Genomic DNA, 18,256 nt, shown 5'->3' with positions numbered 1-18,256 from the left:
GCTTCTCTTCCTTGGAACCCTCTCCTTCTGTCGGGATCGCTGCCGAATGATGAACTGACGGCGTGGCTGATGTCGTCTGTCATCAAAGTACCGCGGCGCCACGGCATAGTGGCACCGCATACCGTTGAGCTTGATGTAAAGCCACCAGCCCCACATCAAGACTCGTTACTTCCCCAAGATCCACCAGGCAGCCTCTGGCTTGCCGCGATGTGCAAAGCGCTGGTTTGGGTGGCTGCGTCTCGTGATGGCAGCGCTCGCCGTACTCTGCACTAGATGGTCTGGATGTGATTGAGGGTAACGAAGGCGACTTTGGGTCGCTCATTTGCGAGGCATAGCCCATGACTAACTGGTCCAGCAAGGACTCCTTGAAGGTCTACAACGTTCCCTACTGGGGTGCGGGTTTTTTCAATATCAATGACGCCGGTCATGTGACCGTCGCCCCCGACAAATCACGCCCTGACGCGCATATTGTGCTCTCTGACGCCATCGAACAGTTGCGTCAGTCCGGGCTGACCACCCCCGTGTTGCTGCGCTTCCCCGACATCCTCAAGAGTCGGGTCGATGCGCTGTTCAACGCCTTTGGTCAGGCCATCGAGAAGTCAGGCTATGAAGGGGACTACCTCTGCGTTTACCCGATCAAGGTAAACCAGCAGCGTCGTGTCATCGAGACCATCAGCCAGTCCTACAGCGACAAGCCCCGGCTTGGCCTGGAAGCTGGTTCCAAACCGGAACTGCTGGCCGTGCTGTCCCATCACCATGAGCAAGGCTCGGTGATCGTCTGCAACGGTTACAAAGACCGCGAATATATCCGCCACGCCCTCCTGGGCAACCTGATGGGCCACAAGGTCTACATCGTGGTGGAGAAGCCCTCCGAACTGGAAATGGTGCTGGACGAGTCAGCTCGTCTCAACATCAAGCCCAACATCGGGGTGCGTGCCAAGCTCGCTTCCACCGGCTCCGGCATGTGGGAATCGAGCGGTGGCTCCATGTCCAAATTTGGTCTTTCCGCCTCCCAGATCCTGGCGCTGATCGAACGTCTGCGCGGGCTGGGCAAGCTGGATTGCCTGCAACTGCTGCACTTCCATCTGGGCTCCCAGATCGCTAATATCCGCGACATTCAGGGCGGCATACGCGAGTGCGGCCGTTTCTACGCTGAACTGCGTCGCCTCGGTGCCAACATCGAAGTTGTGGACGTCGGTGGCGGCCTGGGGGTGGACTACGAGGGAACCCGTTCCCAGAGCCACTGCTCCGCCAACTACAGCCTCTCCGAGTACGCCAACAACGTGGTATGGGGCATCGGCGATGTCTGCCGCGAGTTCGATCTGCCGCACCCGACCATCATCAGCGAGTCTGGCCGTGCCCTGACCGCCCACCACGCCGTGCTGGTCACCAATATCATTGGTGCCGAAGGGGTGGAGATGAACGACATCAGCGCGCCGGACGAAGATGCACCGACCATTCTGCAGAACATGTGGAAAGGCTGGCTGGATCTGCGCAGCGAAGATCCCTCCCTGCTGGAGATCTTCCATGACTCGGTGGCAGATTTGGGTGACGTGAATACCCAGTACACCATGGGCCTCTTGAACCTTGAACAGCGTGCCTGGGCCGAGATGCTGCACCAGAACACCTGTCTGGCACTCAAAGAGATGCTCAACCCGGTCAACCGCAACCACCGTGCGCTGGCTGACGAGCTGAGTGAAAAGCTGGCGGACAAGTGCTTTGCCAACTTCTCACTGTTCCAGTCCCTGCCGGATGCCTGGGGTATCGGTCAGGTATTCCCGGTGATGCCGCTGGCCGGTCTCGATCGTCCGCTTAGCCGTCGCGGTATCCTGATGGATATCACCTGTGACTCCGACGGTCAGGTCGAGCACTATGTCGACGGTTTGGGGGTCGAGAGCACCCTGCCAATGCCGGTCTACGGCGAGAACGAAGAGTGCCACGTTGGCTTCTTCCTGGTCGGTGCCTATCAGGAGATCCTGGGCGACCTGCACAACCTGTTTGGTGACACCCACTGCGCGGAAGTGTGGCTGGACGAAGAGGGCAAGATGGACATTCGCAACGTGGTGCGTGGCGACACCGTCGACCAGCTGCTGCGTTACGTCAACATCGACCCGTCCGTGATCCGCGAGAACTACCAGCGGATCGCCGCTCACCCGGCGCTGGACGATGCCACTCGCAAAGCCCTGCTCGACGAGCTGGAGCTGGGCTTGCAAGGCTACGCCTATCTGGAAGACGAATAAGCCTTCTGTTTGCCCCTCGCTTTTGAGGGAAAATGAAAAACGGCGCCTGCGGGCGCCGTTTTTGTTACCGGGGGCCATCCGGCGATTTGACGGGGCACTCGGCCCGTCTTCATTCGGATAACCGATGGTGGCTCGGGGCATCCGCAGGCCACAGATCTGGCAGATATCAGTCCCTTTCAGCTGCTTCCCTTGATCTGCATCAAGCTTGAACCTCGGTGGTTATTTTACGGTCAGGAGTGATGTTGATGGGATGTAACAAAAGGATGTGCATATGGAACTGAAAAGGGACCCGAGATGCTATACCGATGTCTGTATCGACGGTAAGTGGTATCACTACGACCACTGCAGCACCAACGTCTACATGCTGATGGGGGGCGCTGCGCCGAGCCTTCAGCTGGCCTATGAGCCGAGCAGCGAAGAGGAGCTGATCGAGATGCTCCAGCAGCTGGGGCGCTTCTGACTTACCGAATTGATGTCTTGCCATATGGCCATCGGGCGCGTTGTCACGATGGCCACCACTCTTTACCGCTGCACCTAATCTCGGCGGGTTTTATTGCCCAATAACCCCTTGCCAATCTCCAGCATGGCGACGGCCGCGGCGTAGCTGCTATCGGACTTGCCTATCTCATCCGCCACATAGAGAAAATTGGATTGGTACTTCTCGACGGCCTCTCGCGGGCTGGTTGCGTCAATAAAGTCCTCCTCCACCTCGAATCCTTGGGTCAGCAGTGCCGCCTTTTCACTCAGAAAAGTCGGAGATGCCATGTCGATAAAGGTGTATTGCTGCCGATTGGACGCCGGAATGGTAAAAAACTGGTATCTGGCCATGGGTAAATCCTCGCTTGAAGCGGGTGATAAATGACGTGACGCTGGTTTTAATCTGTGGCTCGCAGGCGGCTTGCTTGCCTCGACGTCGCAGACCGTGCGTGTCGGGAATGCCGCATTTTGTTTTCGTTCGAGACTACTTTGTTGGCGTTTGCCCGGCAAGTGGGCCGCAGAGATTTTCTGGATGATCCGAGCAACCGAGATGTTGTGGGCAGGGGCGAGACCGGGATAATGCCGGGCTCACGTTGAGCCCGGCTTGTCAGCGCTCTGTTACAGCACGAAGCTCTGTACCATGGCGCGCAGCTGTTCGGTGAGCTGGTGGATCTGGCGGGCGGCATCGCGGGCGGCGTTGGCCACTTGCAACGCCTCGTCGCTGCCATCGGAGATGCGCACCACGTTGCGTTCGATCTCGTTGACCACGGCGCCCTGCTGCTCGATGGCGCTGGCGATGATGGCGTTGGTATCGACCATCCGATCCACCTTCTCGGTGATGGCGCCAAAAGCCTGTTTTGCCTCCTGCGCCAGCCCGACCCCCTCCTGCGCTTCATGGCTGACCGCCGACATGGCGGTGACCGAGGCGCGGGCACCGGATTGCAGCTGTTCAATCATCTGCTGGATCTCGACGGTGGCCCCCTGGGTGCGGTTGGCAAGAGACCGCACCTCGTCGGCCACCACCGCAAAGCCGCGACCCTGCTCACCGGCCCGGGCCGCTTCGATGGCAGCGTTGAGAGCCAGCAGGTTGGTCTGTTCGGCGATGCCGCGGATCACGCTGATGACGCCGCCAATCTGACTGCACTGCTGCTCCAGCTGGCCTATGGTGTCGGCGGTACGCAGCACCTCGCGGTTGATATGGTCGATTGCCTTGATGGTTCGTTCCACCACATCCTCGCCCTGACCGACTACATTCTGCGCCTCCTGGGTCATGCGGGCGGCTTGCAGGGCGTTGCCCGCCATGTCTTGTGAGGTGGCGGCCAGCTCCTTGATGGCGGTAGCGACCTGATGGGTCTCCCCTTGCTGATCGGCAATGACCTCCTGCGAGCGGCAGGTGCGCGCTTCGATCTCGGTAGCGCTCTCCACCACGGTGACGCCATTTTCCCGCACTCGCAGCATCAGGGTGCGCAGGGTCTCCAGGGTCACGTTGTAATCCCGGCTGATGGCGGCCAGCTCGTCCTGACCAACGATCTCGATATGCTGGCTGAGATCCTGGGCGTTGACCCGGGCGGCAATATCACGCACCCGCCCCACGGTTTCGCGCAGGGAGAGATAGGCACCGATCATCAGGTAGAGGTAGAGCAGCAAGCTGGCGGTCAGCGGCGCTGTGACCCACCAGAAGTGGCGTTGGTTGGCGGTCAGCCGCTGATGCAGGTCGGCCTCCAGCCGCTGGCGTACCTGGCCTGCCAGTGCGGTGATGGCCTCGTCCATCTTATCCCCCAGTGCTTGCACCTCCTTGGTGGAGAGCTGCACCAGCTGATCCTTCATCATCTTGTTTTCAATGGTCTCGACCCCCTGACGCACCAGCTGTATCAGAGCATCGGTCTGCTGACCCAGCTCGGCGCGGTAGGCCGGTTCAATCTGGTAGAGCAGGGTCAGATCGGCCTCCAGCTCCTGCAGAGTGGCGTTGATCAGGTCGAGACGAAAACGCAGGCCGCTGTAGCCCTCGGCCTGAAACAGGCCGAAATCGGCGATGGTGGCGGCGCGATCCCGCACCTGAGCCAGCAGGTCGCGCAGCTGCGGCAACCGCTCGCTGGCGAGGATCACCATGTAGTAGGTACCGAGCGCCGGATCCTGGATCAGGCTGCTACTGGCGGTAATGTGCTTGTAGAGGTGGCGCACCTCGGTCAGCAGCTTGTCGTGGCGCAGGTTGCTCTGCTCCACTTCCAGCTTGCCCGCTTCACTCTGCAGGGCGGCCCAGCCCTGCTGGATCACCTCAAAGGAGGGGTTGTTCTGGCGGGTGTCGGCAAAGGCTTGCAGGCTCTGATCGACGGCTTGTGCGGCTGCCTTGACCTGATCATCACCGACCGGATCCACCTCATGGGCGTGACGGGTTACCAGATTGCGATGGGTGAGCAGGGCCTGCTCGATAGAGGGCACGGGGGCGAGATTGACCACTCCCGCCAGCTCGCGGTTGGCCTGGACGTTGTCATCCTGCAGCCGCCCCAGCAGATTGGTCATGCTGTAGGCCAGTGGCAGCAGCATCAGACAGGACCAGAGCAGGAATTTGTATTTGAAGGAGAGCTGATTGCCCAGCCGGATGGCGGGGTTGAAAATCCATTTCATGTTAAGCCTCGATACCTGAGTGCGGGCGTGAGTCGTGTTGCCTGAATAGTACTCCGAGCGGCCTCCCTTGGGTGATGGCCGGTTGCAAGTTGTGATCCCCTTGGCTTTTTACTTCCGGGCGGGGGCGCCGTCAGCCGAGCCAATAGAAAACGGGCCACCCGAAGGTGACCCGCGGTCGATAAGGGGAAACCGATCAGTTGAACGCCAGGAAGGGCGAGACACAGAGCAGCAGGCCGGTGACGATGATGATGTAGAGGGAGGTGCCCTTGTACTTGTGCAGCGCCGGTACCTGATAGACCAGATAAGCCGGGATGAGGCAACCCACCATGCCGAAGATGGGGCTGCAGATAGAGGTGAAGCTCAGTACCGGTGCGTTGAGCACGATGGCACCCCAGGAGAGCATGACGGTAAACACCATGATCCCTTTGCCTACCAATCCTTTGTTGATGCGGTTTTCCGGCAGCACCCGGCGCAGCAGGTTCATCGCCAGCCCCTGACAGGCTTCACGGAAACCGAGGTAAACGCCGAAGTAGGCGGTCATTACCGCGAAGATGTTGAGGGTGAGGCTCAGGAGCTTGAGGGTCTGGCCGGGCATCCCCTGGGCTACCATGGCCAGCGCGGAGATGTTCTCTTCGGAGGCTTTGACCGCCTGATCGTGGCCCATGGCCAGGGTGAAGGAGACCGCGTAGAAGAACACCACCACGAACAGGATGCCGAAGGCGATATTCATGGCGCGCATCGCCTTGAAGCGGGCCACTTCCAGCGACTTTTCCCGCGAGCGGTAGGAGATCACCATGGGGCTCAGGCTCTGGATAAAGAGGATAGAGGTGAGGGTAAAGGGCAGCATGATGATGGCATCCTTCATCCAGTCACCGGCGGCGGGCATGGCGGTGATGTTGGCCGCATCCCACTTGTCCACCATCATCAGGCCCAACACCGCAACAACGCTGATCTTGGTCAGCACCATAAAGGTGGAGATCTTGAACAGCAGGTTTTCGCCGCGCGAGGCCAGTGCCACCAAGCCACAGATCAGCACCAGACCGTAGAGGGGATTTTCCGAGAGCAGGCCGTCGGTGACGCCGAAGCTCTGCAGGAAGGAGGCGCTGTCATTGGTGATGGCGGTGGAGTAGACGAAGACCCAGATCACCAGCATCACGAAGTAGAGGGCGCCGAGCAGTACACCCCAGTTCTTGCCGAGGTAGCCGGTGATGACGCTGGGGTAATCCTTGCACTCCGGCGAGGTGGCCAGGGTGTTGATAAAGAGGCGTTGGAACATGTACATGGCGGGGTAGCCGATCACGGCCGAGAGCAGAAAGACCCACAAACCCATCAGACCCACCTGTACCGGCAGGAAGACGATCCCCGCGCCGATGGCCATGCCGATGCTCATGATGATCCAGCCCCAGTCGGTGCTGTCGAAGCGAACCGCTTCTTTCCATTCCAGCGTGCCCATCACGGGGCTGGCGAGTGTAGTGCTATGCGCGTCCATTAAAACCTTCTTTTTTGTAGGGATGTGGGAAAGCGGCGCAAATATAGTTGAATGAAACTGTCATAAACAATGCCCATAAGAGTACTTTTGTTCAAATCAGGATGGTGATCACGGTTTATATTGAGGCCGAAAGGTGCCTTTAAACGCCATTTTTGTATCTTTTTGTTGAATGGATAAAATAAAAAGCAAATAATGTTGAACGGAATGAGATTCATGATTGCAAAAAAAATTGCACAAACAGGAGTGGCTATATGAAACGCATCATCACAGCAGCAGCGGCACCTGACGCTATCGGTCCCTACAGCCACGGCACTGCCTATGGCGACCTTATCTTTACCTCCGGTCAGTTGCCGGTCTGCAAGCAGCAGGGTGGTGTGGTGGAAGGGGGGATTGCCGCCCAGACCCGCCAGTCACTGGAAAACCTGAAATCCGTGCTGGAAGCCGCTGGCGGCTCGCTGGATACCGTGCTCAAAACCACCTGCTACCTCGCCGAGATCAGCGATTTTGCCGCGTTCAACGAGGTCTATAAAGCCTATTTCCAGAAAGATTGTCCGGCGCGCAGCTGCTTCGCAGTGAAGGATCTGCCGATGGGCGTCAAGGTTGAAGTGGAAGCGATCGCCCATATCGCTCGTTAATGCTGATAAAAAGGTTCAAGTGATGAAACAAGCGTGGCAGCAGTATCTGCAGATTATTCAACAGGTTGTCAAACCAGCGCTGGGTTGTACCGAGCCAATTGCCGCTGCCTATGCCGCGGCTGTCGCCGCCCGGCAACTGGGCTGTGAGCCCGGTCGCCTCGAGGTCGCGGTGTCGGACAATCTCTATAAAAACTCGATGGGTGTCTATGTGCCGGGGACCGGCAAGATCGGTCTGGCCATTGCGGCCGCGGCCGGTGCTATCGGCGGCAACACCGATGCCGGGCTGGAGGTGCTGGCCGCGATCCAGCCAGAACAGGTGGATCGTGCCCAGCTGCTGATCGATGCCGGCAAGGTGCAGGTGAGCCGCACCGCCGCCCCCGAGTTTATCTTCTGCCGCGTGACCGTTTATGGCACTGATGACAAGGGTGAAGAACACAGCGCCGAAGTGACCCTGTGCGGCGGTCATACCCGCATCGTCGAGCAGCGCCGCGATGGCGAGGTGACCTTCACCGCTGATCAGAGCCAGGGCGGTGCCACCGGTTCCATCTGCGATGGGGTAGATATCAGCATCGCCGCCATCTACGAGTTCGCCACCCAGGTGGAGTTCGAGCAGATCAGGTTCATCCTCAAAGCCTCGGAGCTCAACGGCAAGCTCTCCGCCGAGGGGATGAACAACCCCTATGGCCTGGAGATTGGCCGCACCATGCAGCAGAACATCAATGCCGGTCTTATCGGCGAGGATGTGATGAACCGCATCGTGATGATGACGGCGGCAGCCTCCGATGCCCGCATGGGGGGGGCGACCCTGCCAGCCATGAGCAACTTCGGCAGCGGCAACCAGGGTATTGCCGCCACCATTCCGGTGATGGTGATTGCCGAGCGCTTTGCGGCCAGCGAAGAGCAGCTGGCTCGCGCCCTCATCATGAGCCATCTGGGCGCCATCTATATCAAGTCCCACTATCCGCCGCTGTCGGCCTTCTGTGGCAATACCGTGACCAGCGCGGCCGCCTCCATGGCCATGGTTTATTTGGCGGGCGGCAGCTTCGAGCAATCCTGCTTCGCCATCCAGAACGTGCTGAGCGACAGTGCCGGTATGGTATGTGACGGGGCGAAAGCCTCCTGCGCCATGAAGGTGAGTACCTCCTCCGGTGCGGCGGTGCGCGGCTTCCTGATGGCCCTCAACAGCCACTCGGTGTCGGGGCAGGGGATTGTCGCCGGTGACGTGGATCAGACCATCCGCAACGTCGGCCAGATGGTGAAGGAGGGCATGTCTGCCACAGACAGCACCATTATTGATATCATGTCCGCCTGATGTCCCTGTTGGTTGCTGCCCGGCGTCCATTGTCCGGCAGCAACCCTTGCAAGAAGGTCCCATTGTGAAGCTGCAAGAGTTGAGTCCGAGCGATTTTGAGATCCTCAAGTCGATGGAGAACATTGTGGATGGCATCGCCGCCATGTATGGCCAGCACACCGAAGTGCTGCTCCACAGTCTGGATGCGCGCAATCCCTCGATCGTCAAGATTGCCAACGGCCATATCACCGGCCGCAGTGTCGGCGCCCCCATCACCAACCTGGCGATGATGAAGCTCAAGAGCGGGCAGGATATCTCCAGCCCCTACATGACCAAGTGTGCCACCGGCAAGACCCTGCGCTCCATCACGACCGTGATCCGCAACGGGGAGCACAGGGCCATCGGGTTGCTCTGCATTAACAGCGACATGGATGCTCCGCTGCAATCCGTGCTACGGACCATGATGCCGGAGTGCATGCATCCCCACGAGAGCCATGCCACCCCGGAGGTGTTCGCCCGCAACATCGACGAAGCGCTCAACAGCACCATAGATACTGTCAGTGCCGAGGTGCGCGGCAACGAGGTGGTTCCCCCATCCCAGAAGACCCGGGTCATCGTCAACCAGCTGCACGACATGGGGATCTTCGAGTTAAAAGACAGTGCCCAGATTGCGGCGCGCCAGCTCGGGATCTCGGTCCACTCCATCTACCGCTATCTGCGGGAGATCAAGAAGGGCTGAGCCGATACACTCTGGCCAAATTGGCAGCAAACGGGTCAGCCTTGACCCGTTTTTTACGCCCGCTTTAGCCTCTCTGTTTGGGCCATCCTTCGGGCTCATCTGCTATCATCTTCCCCCTTTATTTTTCTATCTATCTGAACGTGCTGGAGAAATCATGTCTCGACTCATCTATCTGCTGCGCCATGGCCAGACCCGCTTCAATGCCGAGCAGCGTCTGCAGGGGTGTTGCAACTCCGATCTGACCGACAAGGGTGAGGCGCAAGCCATCGCCATGGGGCGGCGCCTTGCCGCCGAACTGGCGGATCCCGCCCGCTGGACCGTCTATGCTAGCCCGCTCGGTCGCGCCCGTCAGACTGCACTGCTGGTGTGCGAGCAGTTGGGGCTGGCGGCGGATCGCATCGTCTGGGACGATCGCTTGATGGAGCTGGGGATGGGGGAGTGGGAGAGCTGCCAGATCCCGGCGCTGCGTCTTGCCCACCCCGAGCTCGATACCGGCAAGGGGGACTGGTATCTGCAGGCACCGGGGGCCGAGAGCTTCGAGAGCATTCAGCGCCGGGCACACCAGTGGTTGCAGGATCCCGCCATCGCCGAGCGGGCCATCGTTATCTCCCACGGTCTGCTCGGTGCCATGCTGCGCGGCGTCTATGCCGATCTCGGCTATGAGGCGACCTGGTCACAGGAGTTGCCGCAAGATGCCTTCTATAAGCTGCAGGATGGCCACATCACCCGCATTGCCTGCTAGTTGCCGTGAGGTGGCACCATGGCATGGACCATGATGGCCACCTTCGGATGCCCATTTTTGCCGCAGTTCAACACATCAGAGCACCTTATCGCGGCAAGATGAGGTATCTTATGCCCCGATTTCATCCATTAAACGGATCCGAGACCCCATATGATCATCAAACCCAAGGTTCGCGGCTTTATCTGCACCACTACTCATCCGGTCGGTTGTGAAGCCAATGTTCGTCGCCAGATTGCTTATACCAAGGCCAAGGGCACCATCGAGAATGGTCCCAAGAAGGTGCTGGTGATCGGCGCTTCCACCGGTTATGGCTTGGCCTCCCGGATTGCGGCTGCCTTCGGTAGCGGCGCCGCCACCCTCGGCGTCTTCTTTGAAAAAGCGGGCACCGAGTCCAAGACCGGTACCGCTGGCTGGTACAACTCTGCCGCCTTCGACAAGGCAGCCAAAGAGGCGGGCCTCTACGCCAAGAGCGTCAACGGCGATGCCTTCTCCAACGAGTGCCGCGCCAAGGTGATTGAGCTTATCAAGCAGGATCTGGGTCAAATCGATCTGGTTGTCTACTCCCTGGCCTCTCCGGTGCGCAAGATGCCGGAAACCGGCGAAGTGGTGCGCTCTGCCCTCAAACCGATCGGCGAGGTCTACACCACCACCGCCATTGATACCAACAAGGATCAGATCATCACCGCTACCGTCGAGCCGGCGAACGAGGAAGAGATCCAGAACACCATCACAGTGATGGGCGGTCAGGATTGGGAGCTGTGGATGGCTGCCCTGCGTGATGCCGGCGTGCTGGCTGACGGCGCCAAGTCCGTGGCTTACTCCTACATCGGTACCGATCTGACCTGGCCAATCTACTGGCATGGCACTCTGGGTCGCGCCAAGGAAGATCTGGACCGCGCCGCTGCAGCCATCCGTGGCGATCTGGCTGCCAAGGGCGGCACCGCTCACGTGGCTGTGCTGAAATCCGTGGTGACCCAGGCCTCTTCCGCCATTCCGGTGATGCCGCTCTATATCTCCATGGCTTTCAAGATCATGAAGGAGAAGGGCATTCACGAGGGCTGCATGGAGCAGGTGGATCGCATGATGCGCACCCGTCTCTACGCGTCCGACATGGCGCTGGACGAGCAGGCTCGCATCCGCATGGATGACTGGGAACTGCGCGAAGATGTGCAGCAGACCTGCCGCGACCTGTGGCCATCCATCACCAGCGAAAACCTCTCCGAATTGACCGATTACACCGGCTACAAGCAGGAGTTCCTGCGCCTGTTCGGTTTCGGTCTGGATGAGGTCGATTACGATGCGGATGTGAATCCGGATGTGAAATTCGACGTGGTCGAGCTCTGAGTCTGACTCAAGTGAAAACGGGGCCCCGCGGGGCCCTGTTTTTTTGGCAAACATTTCGCTGATTTGCGGAATTTTATTATCAGCGATCACCTTTTTCCCATATCAAACCCGCTAGTCTTGCGCTGATCGGATCACAAACGGCATTGCCGAGGTACGGAAGCTATGACCACTCCAAACGAGGCGCCCAAGAAGCGCCAACTCCCCACAGTTTATACCCTGCTTTTCATCATCATCGCGCTGATGGCCGCCCTTACCTGGGTGCTGCCAGCGGGCAAATATGACTATGTCACCGCCAAGACCCAGCAGCCGGTGGCTGCAGCGGCCGTGGCCGATTACAGCGGCGACGAGCGGCTGTTGCCTATACCCGGCAGCTACACCGAGTTACCCGCCCACCCGCAGGGGGTGTTCGAGGTGCTCAAGGCCCCCATTCAGGGCTTTCACAAGGCGGCCGACGTGGCGCTGTTCGTGCTCATCATCGGTGGTTTTCTCGCGGTGACCATGCAGAGCGGTGCGCTTGATGCCGGGGTGGGGGCCATTGTGCGTGGCTTTGCCGGGCGTGAGCGGCTGCTAATTCCCGTGTTGATCGCCTTGTTTGCCCTCGGCGGCTCCACCTTCGGCATGGCGGAGGAGACGGTAGCCTTCTGGGCGCTGATCGTGCCGGTGATGATGGCGGCGGGCTTCGATCGCATGGTGGCGGCGGGCATTATCCTGCTTGGCTCCGGGGTCGGGGTGCTCGCCTCCACCGTCAACCCGTTTGCCACCGGTATCGCCTCGGGCTTTGCCGGTATTCCCATCGGTGAGGGGATTGGCCTTAGGGTTGTGCAGTGGCTGCTGCTGGTGATCTTCGCCTCCTGGTTCGTGATGCGTTACGCCAAGCAGGTACAGCAGGACAAGTCCCGCTCCGTGCTGGCCGATATCGTCTATGACGACGAGTTCTCCCAGATGAAGAGCGGCAACCTCGCCTTCACCGGCAAGCAGAAACTCACCATGCTGGTCTTCTTCGGCACCTTCCTGCTGATGATCTATGCGGTGGTGCCCTGGTCGGATTTGGGGATCGACGTACTGCCCACCTTTGGCTGGTGGTTTGACGAGCTCTCCACCCTGTTCTTCAGTGCCTCCATCCTGATTGCGCTGATCAACCGGATGCCCGAGTCCAACTATGTGGCGACCTTCCTCAATGGCGCGCGGGATCTGATCGGGGTGGCACTGGTGGTGGCGGTGGCGCGCGGTATCTATGTGGTGATGGAGCAGGGCGTCATCATCGACACCATTTTGCACTGGGCCGAAGGGCTGGTGACCGGGCTCTCCTCATCGGTCTTCATCCTGATGGCCTATCTGGTGCACATCATCCTGAGCTTCTTTATCCCCTCCACCTCGGGGCTGGCGACCGTCTCCATGCCGCTGATGGGGCCGCTGGCGGACTTCTCCGGCATCTCCCGGGATCTGGTGATCACTGCCTATCAGTCCGCCTCCGGCTGGATCAACCTGTTTGCCCCCACCGCCGCTCATCTGGTGGCCGGTCTGGCGCTCGCCAAGATCCCCTACGATCGCTTCGTACGTTGGGTGCTGCCCTTTATCATCGGCGTAGCCCTCATCACCATGGCGGTGCTGGTAGCCGGTGCCCTGCTGCACGGCTGATGGCACGAATTAAACCACAGATAACAAAAAGGCTCCCGCGGGAGCCTTTTTCATGAGCCTTGCTTACTGCTTGTAGCCCTTGAGGAAGCGGGCGAGGCGGCCGATGGCATCCTCCAGCTCCTCTTCGCGGGGCAGGAACACCAGCCGGAAGTGATCCGGCGCCGGCCAGTTGAAGCCGGTGCCCTGTACCAGCAGCAGCTTTTCCTGTTGCAGCAGGTCGAACACCATCTTCTGATCGTCGCGTATGTCATACACCTTGGGATCAAGGCGCGGGAACATGTAGAGCGCCCCCTTGGGTTTGACGCAGGAGACCCCGGGGATCTCGTTCAAGAGCTCCCACGCCTTGTCCCGCTGCTTGCGCAGGCGGCCGCCCGGCAGGATCAGCTCGTTGATGCTCTGATAGCCGCCGAGTGCAGTCTGGATGGCGTGCTGCATCGGCACGTTGGCACACAGCCGCATGGAGGCCAGCATCTCCAGCCCTTCGATATAACCGCGGGCACGGCCCTTGGGACCGGTGATGACCATCCAGCCCTGACGGAAGCCGCAGGCACGGTAGGCCTTGGAGAGGCCGTTGAAGGTCACCACCATCACATCGTCGCACAGGGTGCAGACGCTGGTGTGGGAGATATCGTCGTAGAGGATCTTGTCGTAGATCTCGTCGGCGAAGATGATGAGGTTGTGCTGGCGGGCGATCTCGATCACCTCCAGCAGGAACTCGCTGCCGTAGACAGCACCGGTCGGGTTGTTGGGGTTGATCAGCACCAGGCCGCGGGTGCGCGGGGTGATGCGGGCGCGGATGTCGTCGAGGTCCGGATACCAGTCAGCCCCTTCGTCGCAGCGATAGTGCACCGCATGGCCACCGGAGAGAGTGACGGCAGCAGTCCAGAGCGGGTAGTCGGGGGAGGGCACCAGCATCTCGTCGCCGTTGTTGAGCAGCGCCTGCATCGCCATCACGATCAGCTCGCTGGCGCCGTTGCCGATATAGATGTCATCGATATCGACCTTGCGCATCCCTTTTTGCTGGTAGTACTGCATCACCGCCTTGCGGGCAGAGAAGAGCCCCTTGGAGTCGCAGTAGCCCTGGCTCAGCGGCATGTTGAGGATCACATCCTTGATGATCTCTTCCGGCGCATCAAAGCCGAACGGGGCCGGGTTACCGATGTTGAGCTTGAGAATGCGGTGGCCTTCGTCTTCGAGACGGCGAGCTTCTTTATGCACCGGGCCGCGGATGTCATAGCAGACATCGTCGAGCTTGTGCGACTTGTCGATTGTGAACATGGTGACAGTGATTCCTTCCCCACAGGGACGCGTTGGCGAAAAAGGCGGTTTTTAGTATCAAATATCTTTTCCCCTATTCTTCACAGAATTGAATGCTAGAACAATCTTCTTTTTAGTAGATATTCCTGATTTTTAGCCCCAAAACAGAGTTATTAAAAGGTTAAATTCAGCACGATCGTTTGTGCTTGGCAAGGTTCACCAGTGAAAGATGGGGGAGTGATTAACAAAGCTACTCTACTGTGTTGAAATCTTCACGCTCTCTGGCACGATTGGCTTGTGTAAAAAAGCCTCTTCATCGTCATTTCCGACGAGAAAAAGCTGATACAACTGGCACTGGCCAGCGCATATTTCCCCTTTCCCGTCCTGTTCTATCTGCAGAGGTATCCCATGCATGCACCCACACCCGGTCGCTATCGTCACTTCAAGGGGGGCTACTATCAGGTGCTGACCCTGGCCAGCCATACCGAGACAGGCGAGCAGCTGGTGATCTATCAGTCGGAACAGGATGGCGCCGTCTATGCCCGTCCAGTCGCCATGTTCATGGAGTGGATTGAGCATCAGGGTCAGGTGGTCAGCCGATTTTCGCCGATCAAGTGATCCGCTGGTGTGGCCCTGAATTGTTGATCAACAAATAGACAGAACAGGCCTTTGGAGTCATAAGTTGTCGCATGAGGCTCCTTGTTGGCAACAGCCTCTGTGTGGCTTGCTACTGATAAATATCTCTATTAATCAACCAATTGTGACTTGAGTCACGTTTTCTGGCGACTGGTAACCGGGTTCGCATCGGCTATTGCTGCTCCCATAATGCTGCGCGTGTTAACGCATGGCCCCTTTGCGGGCCTTTTTATCTCATCTTATCGGGAGACATACAGTGAAACCTGTTGCAGCAGAGTTTTTGGGAACCTTCTGGCTGGTATTGGGAGGTTGTGGCAGTGCCGTGCTGGCTGCAGCCTTCCCCCATGTGGGGATCGGCCTCTTGGGCGTATCGCTGGCATTCGGCCTGACCGTGCTGACCATGGCCTATGCCATCGGCCATATCTCCGGTTGCCATCTCAACCCGGCCGTCACCATCGGTCTGTGGGCTGGCGGTCGTTTTCCTGCTTCCGGCGTGCTCTCTTACATCGTGGCTCAGGTGCTGGGGGCAATTGCCGGTGCTGCTGTACTCTATGTGATTGCCAGTGGCCAGGCCGGTTTTGATCTCTCCGCCGGCTTTGCCTCCAACGGCTACGGTGAGCACTCTCCGGGCGGCTACAGCATGATGGCGGCACTGGTGTGCGAAGCTGTGATGACCGGCTTCTTCCTGTTCGTCATCATGGGCGCTACCGACAGCCGTGCGCCAGCTGTGCTTGCTCCGGTTGCCATCGGCCTGTGCCTGACCCTGATCCATCTGGTGAGCATTCCGGTGACCAATACCTCGGTCAACCCGGCCCGCAGTACCGGCGTTGCGCTGTTTGTCGGTGACTGGGCGGTCAGCCAGCTGTGGTTGTTCTGGGTTGCCCCGATTGTCGGTGCCATTCTGGGTGCGCTGGCTTATCGCCTGGTGGCGACGGAGCAGAAGTAATCATTTGCGAAACAAAGTGTGGTATCGACACGCCTGAGGGCGTGTTTTTTGTTTCTGGAGGAGTGAGATAAGAGAACTAACCAAGCCAAACGTCAGAGTCCCTTGGCCTGCAGCATCTCTTTGTAGCGCTGATGGAGCAACTGGACGCGCTCCACATAAGCGCGCGTTTCCGCATAGGGTGGGATGCCGCCATGTTTTTGTACGGCGCCCGCCCCGGCGTTGTAGGCCGCGGTCGCCAGCGCAATGTTGCCGTCATACTGCTTGAGCAGTCCCGCTAGGTATTTCACCCCGCCGAAAATATTCTGTTCCGCCAGCAGGGCATTGCCGACCCCCAGCTCCCGCGCCGTGGCAGGCATTAGCTGGGTCAGCCCCATCGCCCCCTTGCGGGAGACCGCCAGTGGATTGAAAGCCGATTCGGCGTGAATGAGCGCTCGGATCAGCGCAGGCTCAACCTGATAGGTCTTTGCTGCTGCCTTGATGGTGCTGGCATAGTCATAGAGAAACAGTCCTGTGGTCTGCCAGTTGACGCTGGATTTGGGGTCGCAGGCGAAGCAGTCGTTGAACAGCAGCAGTTCGTAATGGCCCTGTTCGGGCGCCATATCGGAGTAACGTACTACCCCGTTTTGCTGCACCGATTTATAGACCTGGATCTGCTTCTTGCCGCCAGCGGCGGTTGCCGCCGTTTGAGCGGTGTCGGGTTGTGGGGCGGGCGCAGCATGATTGACCGGGCGCAAGGGAGAGGGGGCTGCGGTCAGGAAGACCACCTCCGCGGGAGGGGGCGTCTGGCTCCATCCACTCAAGGGGATCAACACCATCTGGCCTGCCAGCATCCATGCTTTCAACCGTCACACTCCTTCCCTAGATCATCATGTTGAGTAAAGCACCATGGCGAGTGCAGAACAAGCGTACAAACAGGGAGTTGTGAAGTGGAGGGGGGATTTGACCGAGGGACGGGGGGATGCCGGAGTATGGCCAGGAGAGGCGCCAAAAGGTGGAATTTTCCGGTAGCTAATGGTCATAAGCGTCTTAGGGAAGTGCTCCAGCATGCTCGCTTTTTTGTTAATAAAAGGCATGCTATCTTGCTGGTGTAAGCTGGTCTGGCTAGTTAGTTTCAATCTATCTTATCTACTGATTATAAAGGAATTTTTTGTGTCAGGAATGCTGGCGATGGAACTCATCTTCGAGGAGTACTGTGACGCCGATCTCTCTCTCATCAAGGATTATTACGAGACGACTTTTTCCCACTATGTGCCGGATCTGGCAGAGCGGGTCTTTGTCGTACGTGATGCTCACTGGCTGGTGGGGGCGGTTCGGTTGCGGGACGAGGAGGAGTTTTATCATCTGTGCGGCTTTCGTCTGTTGCCTCACTACCAGTCGCTGGGATTGGGTTCACGGCTGTTGCAGCACGCCTGTCATGGTCTGGAGGACAAACCGGTAGTCTGTCAGGTACTGCCTTTCGAGAAACCCTTCTATCTCAAGGCCGGTTTTGCCGATATCTCCCTCAACCAATTGAGCGGTTCACTCTTCTCCCTTTATGAGCAACAGCAGCAGCAGGGTTATCAGGTGGAGCTGCTGGTACGGGATACCAGCCAGCCCCTCCTGAATTGAGCGGGCTAGCGGGGTCTGGTCAGCAGGTGGATTTTGCCCGGTGACAGCTCCAGCCCCAGCAGGTTTTCTTTCAGCCAGGCTTGTTGCGGATCCTTGTCATCCAGTCGGTAAACCGGTTTGCTCTCAAGACGCTTCTCCATGCTCTGCAGCAGCATACCGAGCATCATGCCGAACTTTCTCTCTGCCGCCTCCGGTTCCAGCTTGTACTCCACCAGTTTCATGTTGTCGAGAAACAGCGCGCTCTGGCTCTTGTCATAGCGGGGTCTTGCCTCATAGGTCATCTGCAGGCGGGCGTCATATTCGGTATTGTCGGGCAGGGCGATCTTGAGCTTGCCCTTGCCATAGACTCGGGCGGTGTCTGGCTGTTGACGGCCAATCTGGACATCGCTCTGCTCCAGCTTCACATGGGCCTTTATGATGCCGGGCAGCTCCAGCTGTTTGTCGACTTGCACCTGGGATTGCAGGTACTGATTGATCTGCTGCTCATTGATGTCATATGAGCCTTGACCTAGCATGGCCAGGCTGAGCAGCATGGATTGCAGAATCATGGGGGCAACCTGATAGAATGGATTTGCCTTACAGCATACCA

17 protein-coding genes are annotated in these 18,256 nt (G+C 58.8%); 11 read left to right on the top strand and 6 right to left on the bottom strand.

Annotated elements, in window-relative coordinates; genetic code table 11:
• The first annotated feature begins 338 nt into the window (after positions 1-338).
• On the top strand, positions 339-2,240 hold the full coding sequence (speA, locus tag G5315_RS05290; protein ID WP_005344160.1) for a biosynthetic arginine decarboxylase: 1,902 nt from the start codon (positions 339-341) through the stop codon (positions 2,238-2,240).
• 271 nt (positions 2,241-2,511) lie between these two features.
• Complete coding sequence (locus tag G5315_RS05285; protein WP_005334402.1) at positions 2,512-2,700, top strand: hypothetical protein; 189 nt, start codon at positions 2,512-2,514, stop codon at positions 2,698-2,700.
• Positions 2,701-2,774: 74 nt separating this feature from the next.
• Here G5315_RS05285 and G5315_RS05280 read toward each other — a convergent pair whose 3' ends face one another.
• From G5315_RS05280 to G5315_RS05270, 3 genes are all read right to left on the bottom strand, one after another.
• A complete protein-coding gene (locus tag G5315_RS05280) occupies positions 2,775-3,068 on the bottom strand; it encodes a hypothetical protein (protein WP_042054618.1) in 294 nt (97 codons plus the stop codon).
• Positions 3,069-3,335: 267 nt separating this feature from the next.
• Positions 3,336-5,342: a methyl-accepting chemotaxis protein gene (locus tag G5315_RS05275; RefSeq protein WP_216950436.1), complete on the bottom strand. Its 2,007-nt coding sequence runs from the start codon at positions 5,340-5,342 to the stop codon at positions 3,336-3,338.
• A gap of 193 nt (positions 5,343-5,535) precedes the next feature.
• Positions 5,536-6,831, bottom strand: a complete 1,296-nt coding sequence (locus G5315_RS05270) for an amino acid permease (protein ID WP_021229327.1) — start codon at positions 6,829-6,831, stop codon at positions 5,536-5,538.
• A 251-nt stretch (positions 6,832-7,082) separates the two neighbouring features.
• On the opposite strand from G5315_RS05270, the gene G5315_RS05265 reads away from it, so the two are divergent.
• The 6 genes from G5315_RS05265 (at position 7,083) to G5315_RS05240 (ending at position 13,220) form a co-directional block, all read left to right on the top strand.
• Positions 7,083-7,466 carry a Rid family detoxifying hydrolase gene (locus tag G5315_RS05265; RefSeq protein ID WP_005344164.1) on the top strand — a complete coding sequence of 128 codons (384 nt, stop codon included), beginning with the start codon at positions 7,083-7,085 and terminating at the stop codon, positions 7,464-7,466.
• A 22-nt stretch (positions 7,467-7,488) separates the two neighbouring features.
• On the top strand, positions 7,489-8,778 hold the full coding sequence (locus G5315_RS05260) for a serine dehydratase subunit alpha family protein (protein WP_421332636.1): 1,290 nt from the start codon (positions 7,489-7,491) through the stop codon (positions 8,776-8,778).
• 64 nt (positions 8,779-8,842) lie between these two features.
• Positions 8,843-9,496: a PAS domain-containing protein gene (locus G5315_RS05255; RefSeq protein WP_257690427.1), complete on the top strand. Its 654-nt coding sequence runs from the start codon at positions 8,843-8,845 to the stop codon at positions 9,494-9,496.
• Between the two features lie 154 nt (positions 9,497-9,650).
• Positions 9,651-10,238, top strand: coding sequence for a histidine phosphatase family protein (locus G5315_RS05250; protein ID WP_421332635.1), 588 nt, complete (start codon positions 9,651-9,653; stop codon positions 10,236-10,238).
• A 150-nt stretch (positions 10,239-10,388) separates the two neighbouring features.
• On the top strand, positions 10,389-11,582 hold the full coding sequence (gene fabV, locus G5315_RS05245) for an enoyl-ACP reductase FabV (RefSeq protein ID WP_005353312.1): 1,194 nt from the start codon (positions 10,389-10,391) through the stop codon (positions 11,580-11,582).
• Between the two features lie 162 nt (positions 11,583-11,744).
• Positions 11,745-13,220, top strand: coding sequence for a YfcC family protein (locus G5315_RS05240; protein WP_247823121.1), 1,476 nt, complete (start codon positions 11,745-11,747; stop codon positions 13,218-13,220).
• Between the two features lie 63 nt (positions 13,221-13,283).
• Here the strand turns inward: G5315_RS05240 and G5315_RS05235 are convergent, their stop codons facing one another.
• On the bottom strand, positions 13,284-14,498 hold the full coding sequence (locus tag G5315_RS05235; RefSeq protein ID WP_005334367.1) for a pyridoxal phosphate-dependent aminotransferase: 1,215 nt from the start codon (positions 14,496-14,498) through the stop codon (positions 13,284-13,286).
• Positions 14,499-14,885: 387 nt separating this feature from the next.
• Between G5315_RS05235 and G5315_RS05230 the strand changes: the two genes are divergently transcribed.
• Both G5315_RS05230 and aqpZ read left to right on the top strand, forming a co-directional pair.
• Positions 14,886-15,095: a DUF1653 domain-containing protein gene (locus G5315_RS05230; RefSeq protein ID WP_043851261.1), complete on the top strand. Its 210-nt coding sequence runs from the start codon at positions 14,886-14,888 to the stop codon at positions 15,093-15,095.
• A 274-nt stretch (positions 15,096-15,369) separates the two neighbouring features.
• Positions 15,370-16,059, top strand: a complete 690-nt coding sequence (gene aqpZ, locus G5315_RS05225; RefSeq protein WP_266134495.1) for an aquaporin Z — start codon at positions 15,370-15,372, stop codon at positions 16,057-16,059.
• 92 nt (positions 16,060-16,151) lie between these two features.
• Here the strand turns inward: aqpZ and G5315_RS05220 are convergent, their stop codons facing one another.
• Positions 16,152-16,901 carry a lytic transglycosylase domain-containing protein gene (locus G5315_RS05220; protein WP_421172015.1) on the bottom strand — a complete coding sequence of 250 codons (750 nt, stop codon included), beginning with the start codon at positions 16,899-16,901 and terminating at the stop codon, positions 16,152-16,154.
• A gap of 325 nt (positions 16,902-17,226) precedes the next feature.
• On the opposite strand from G5315_RS05220, the gene G5315_RS05215 reads away from it, so the two are divergent.
• Positions 17,227-17,667, top strand: a complete 441-nt coding sequence (locus G5315_RS05215; RefSeq protein WP_266134531.1) for a GNAT family N-acetyltransferase — start codon at positions 17,227-17,229, stop codon at positions 17,665-17,667.
• Between the two features lie 5 nt (positions 17,668-17,672).
• Here the strand turns inward: G5315_RS05215 and G5315_RS05210 are convergent, their stop codons facing one another.
• Complete coding sequence (locus G5315_RS05210; protein WP_005344183.1) at positions 17,673-18,215, bottom strand: DUF1439 domain-containing protein; 543 nt, start codon at positions 18,213-18,215, stop codon at positions 17,673-17,675.
• Positions 18,216-18,256: the final 41 nt, after the last annotated feature.

Source organism: Aeromonas sp. 603607, assembly GCF_049171595.1.
GTDB classification, from domain to species: Bacteria; Pseudomonadota; Gammaproteobacteria; order Enterobacterales; family Aeromonadaceae; genus Aeromonas; species Aeromonas veronii.
Note: the sequence above shows the minus strand (reverse complement) of the source record. Positions and strands in the feature narration are given on the sequence as shown.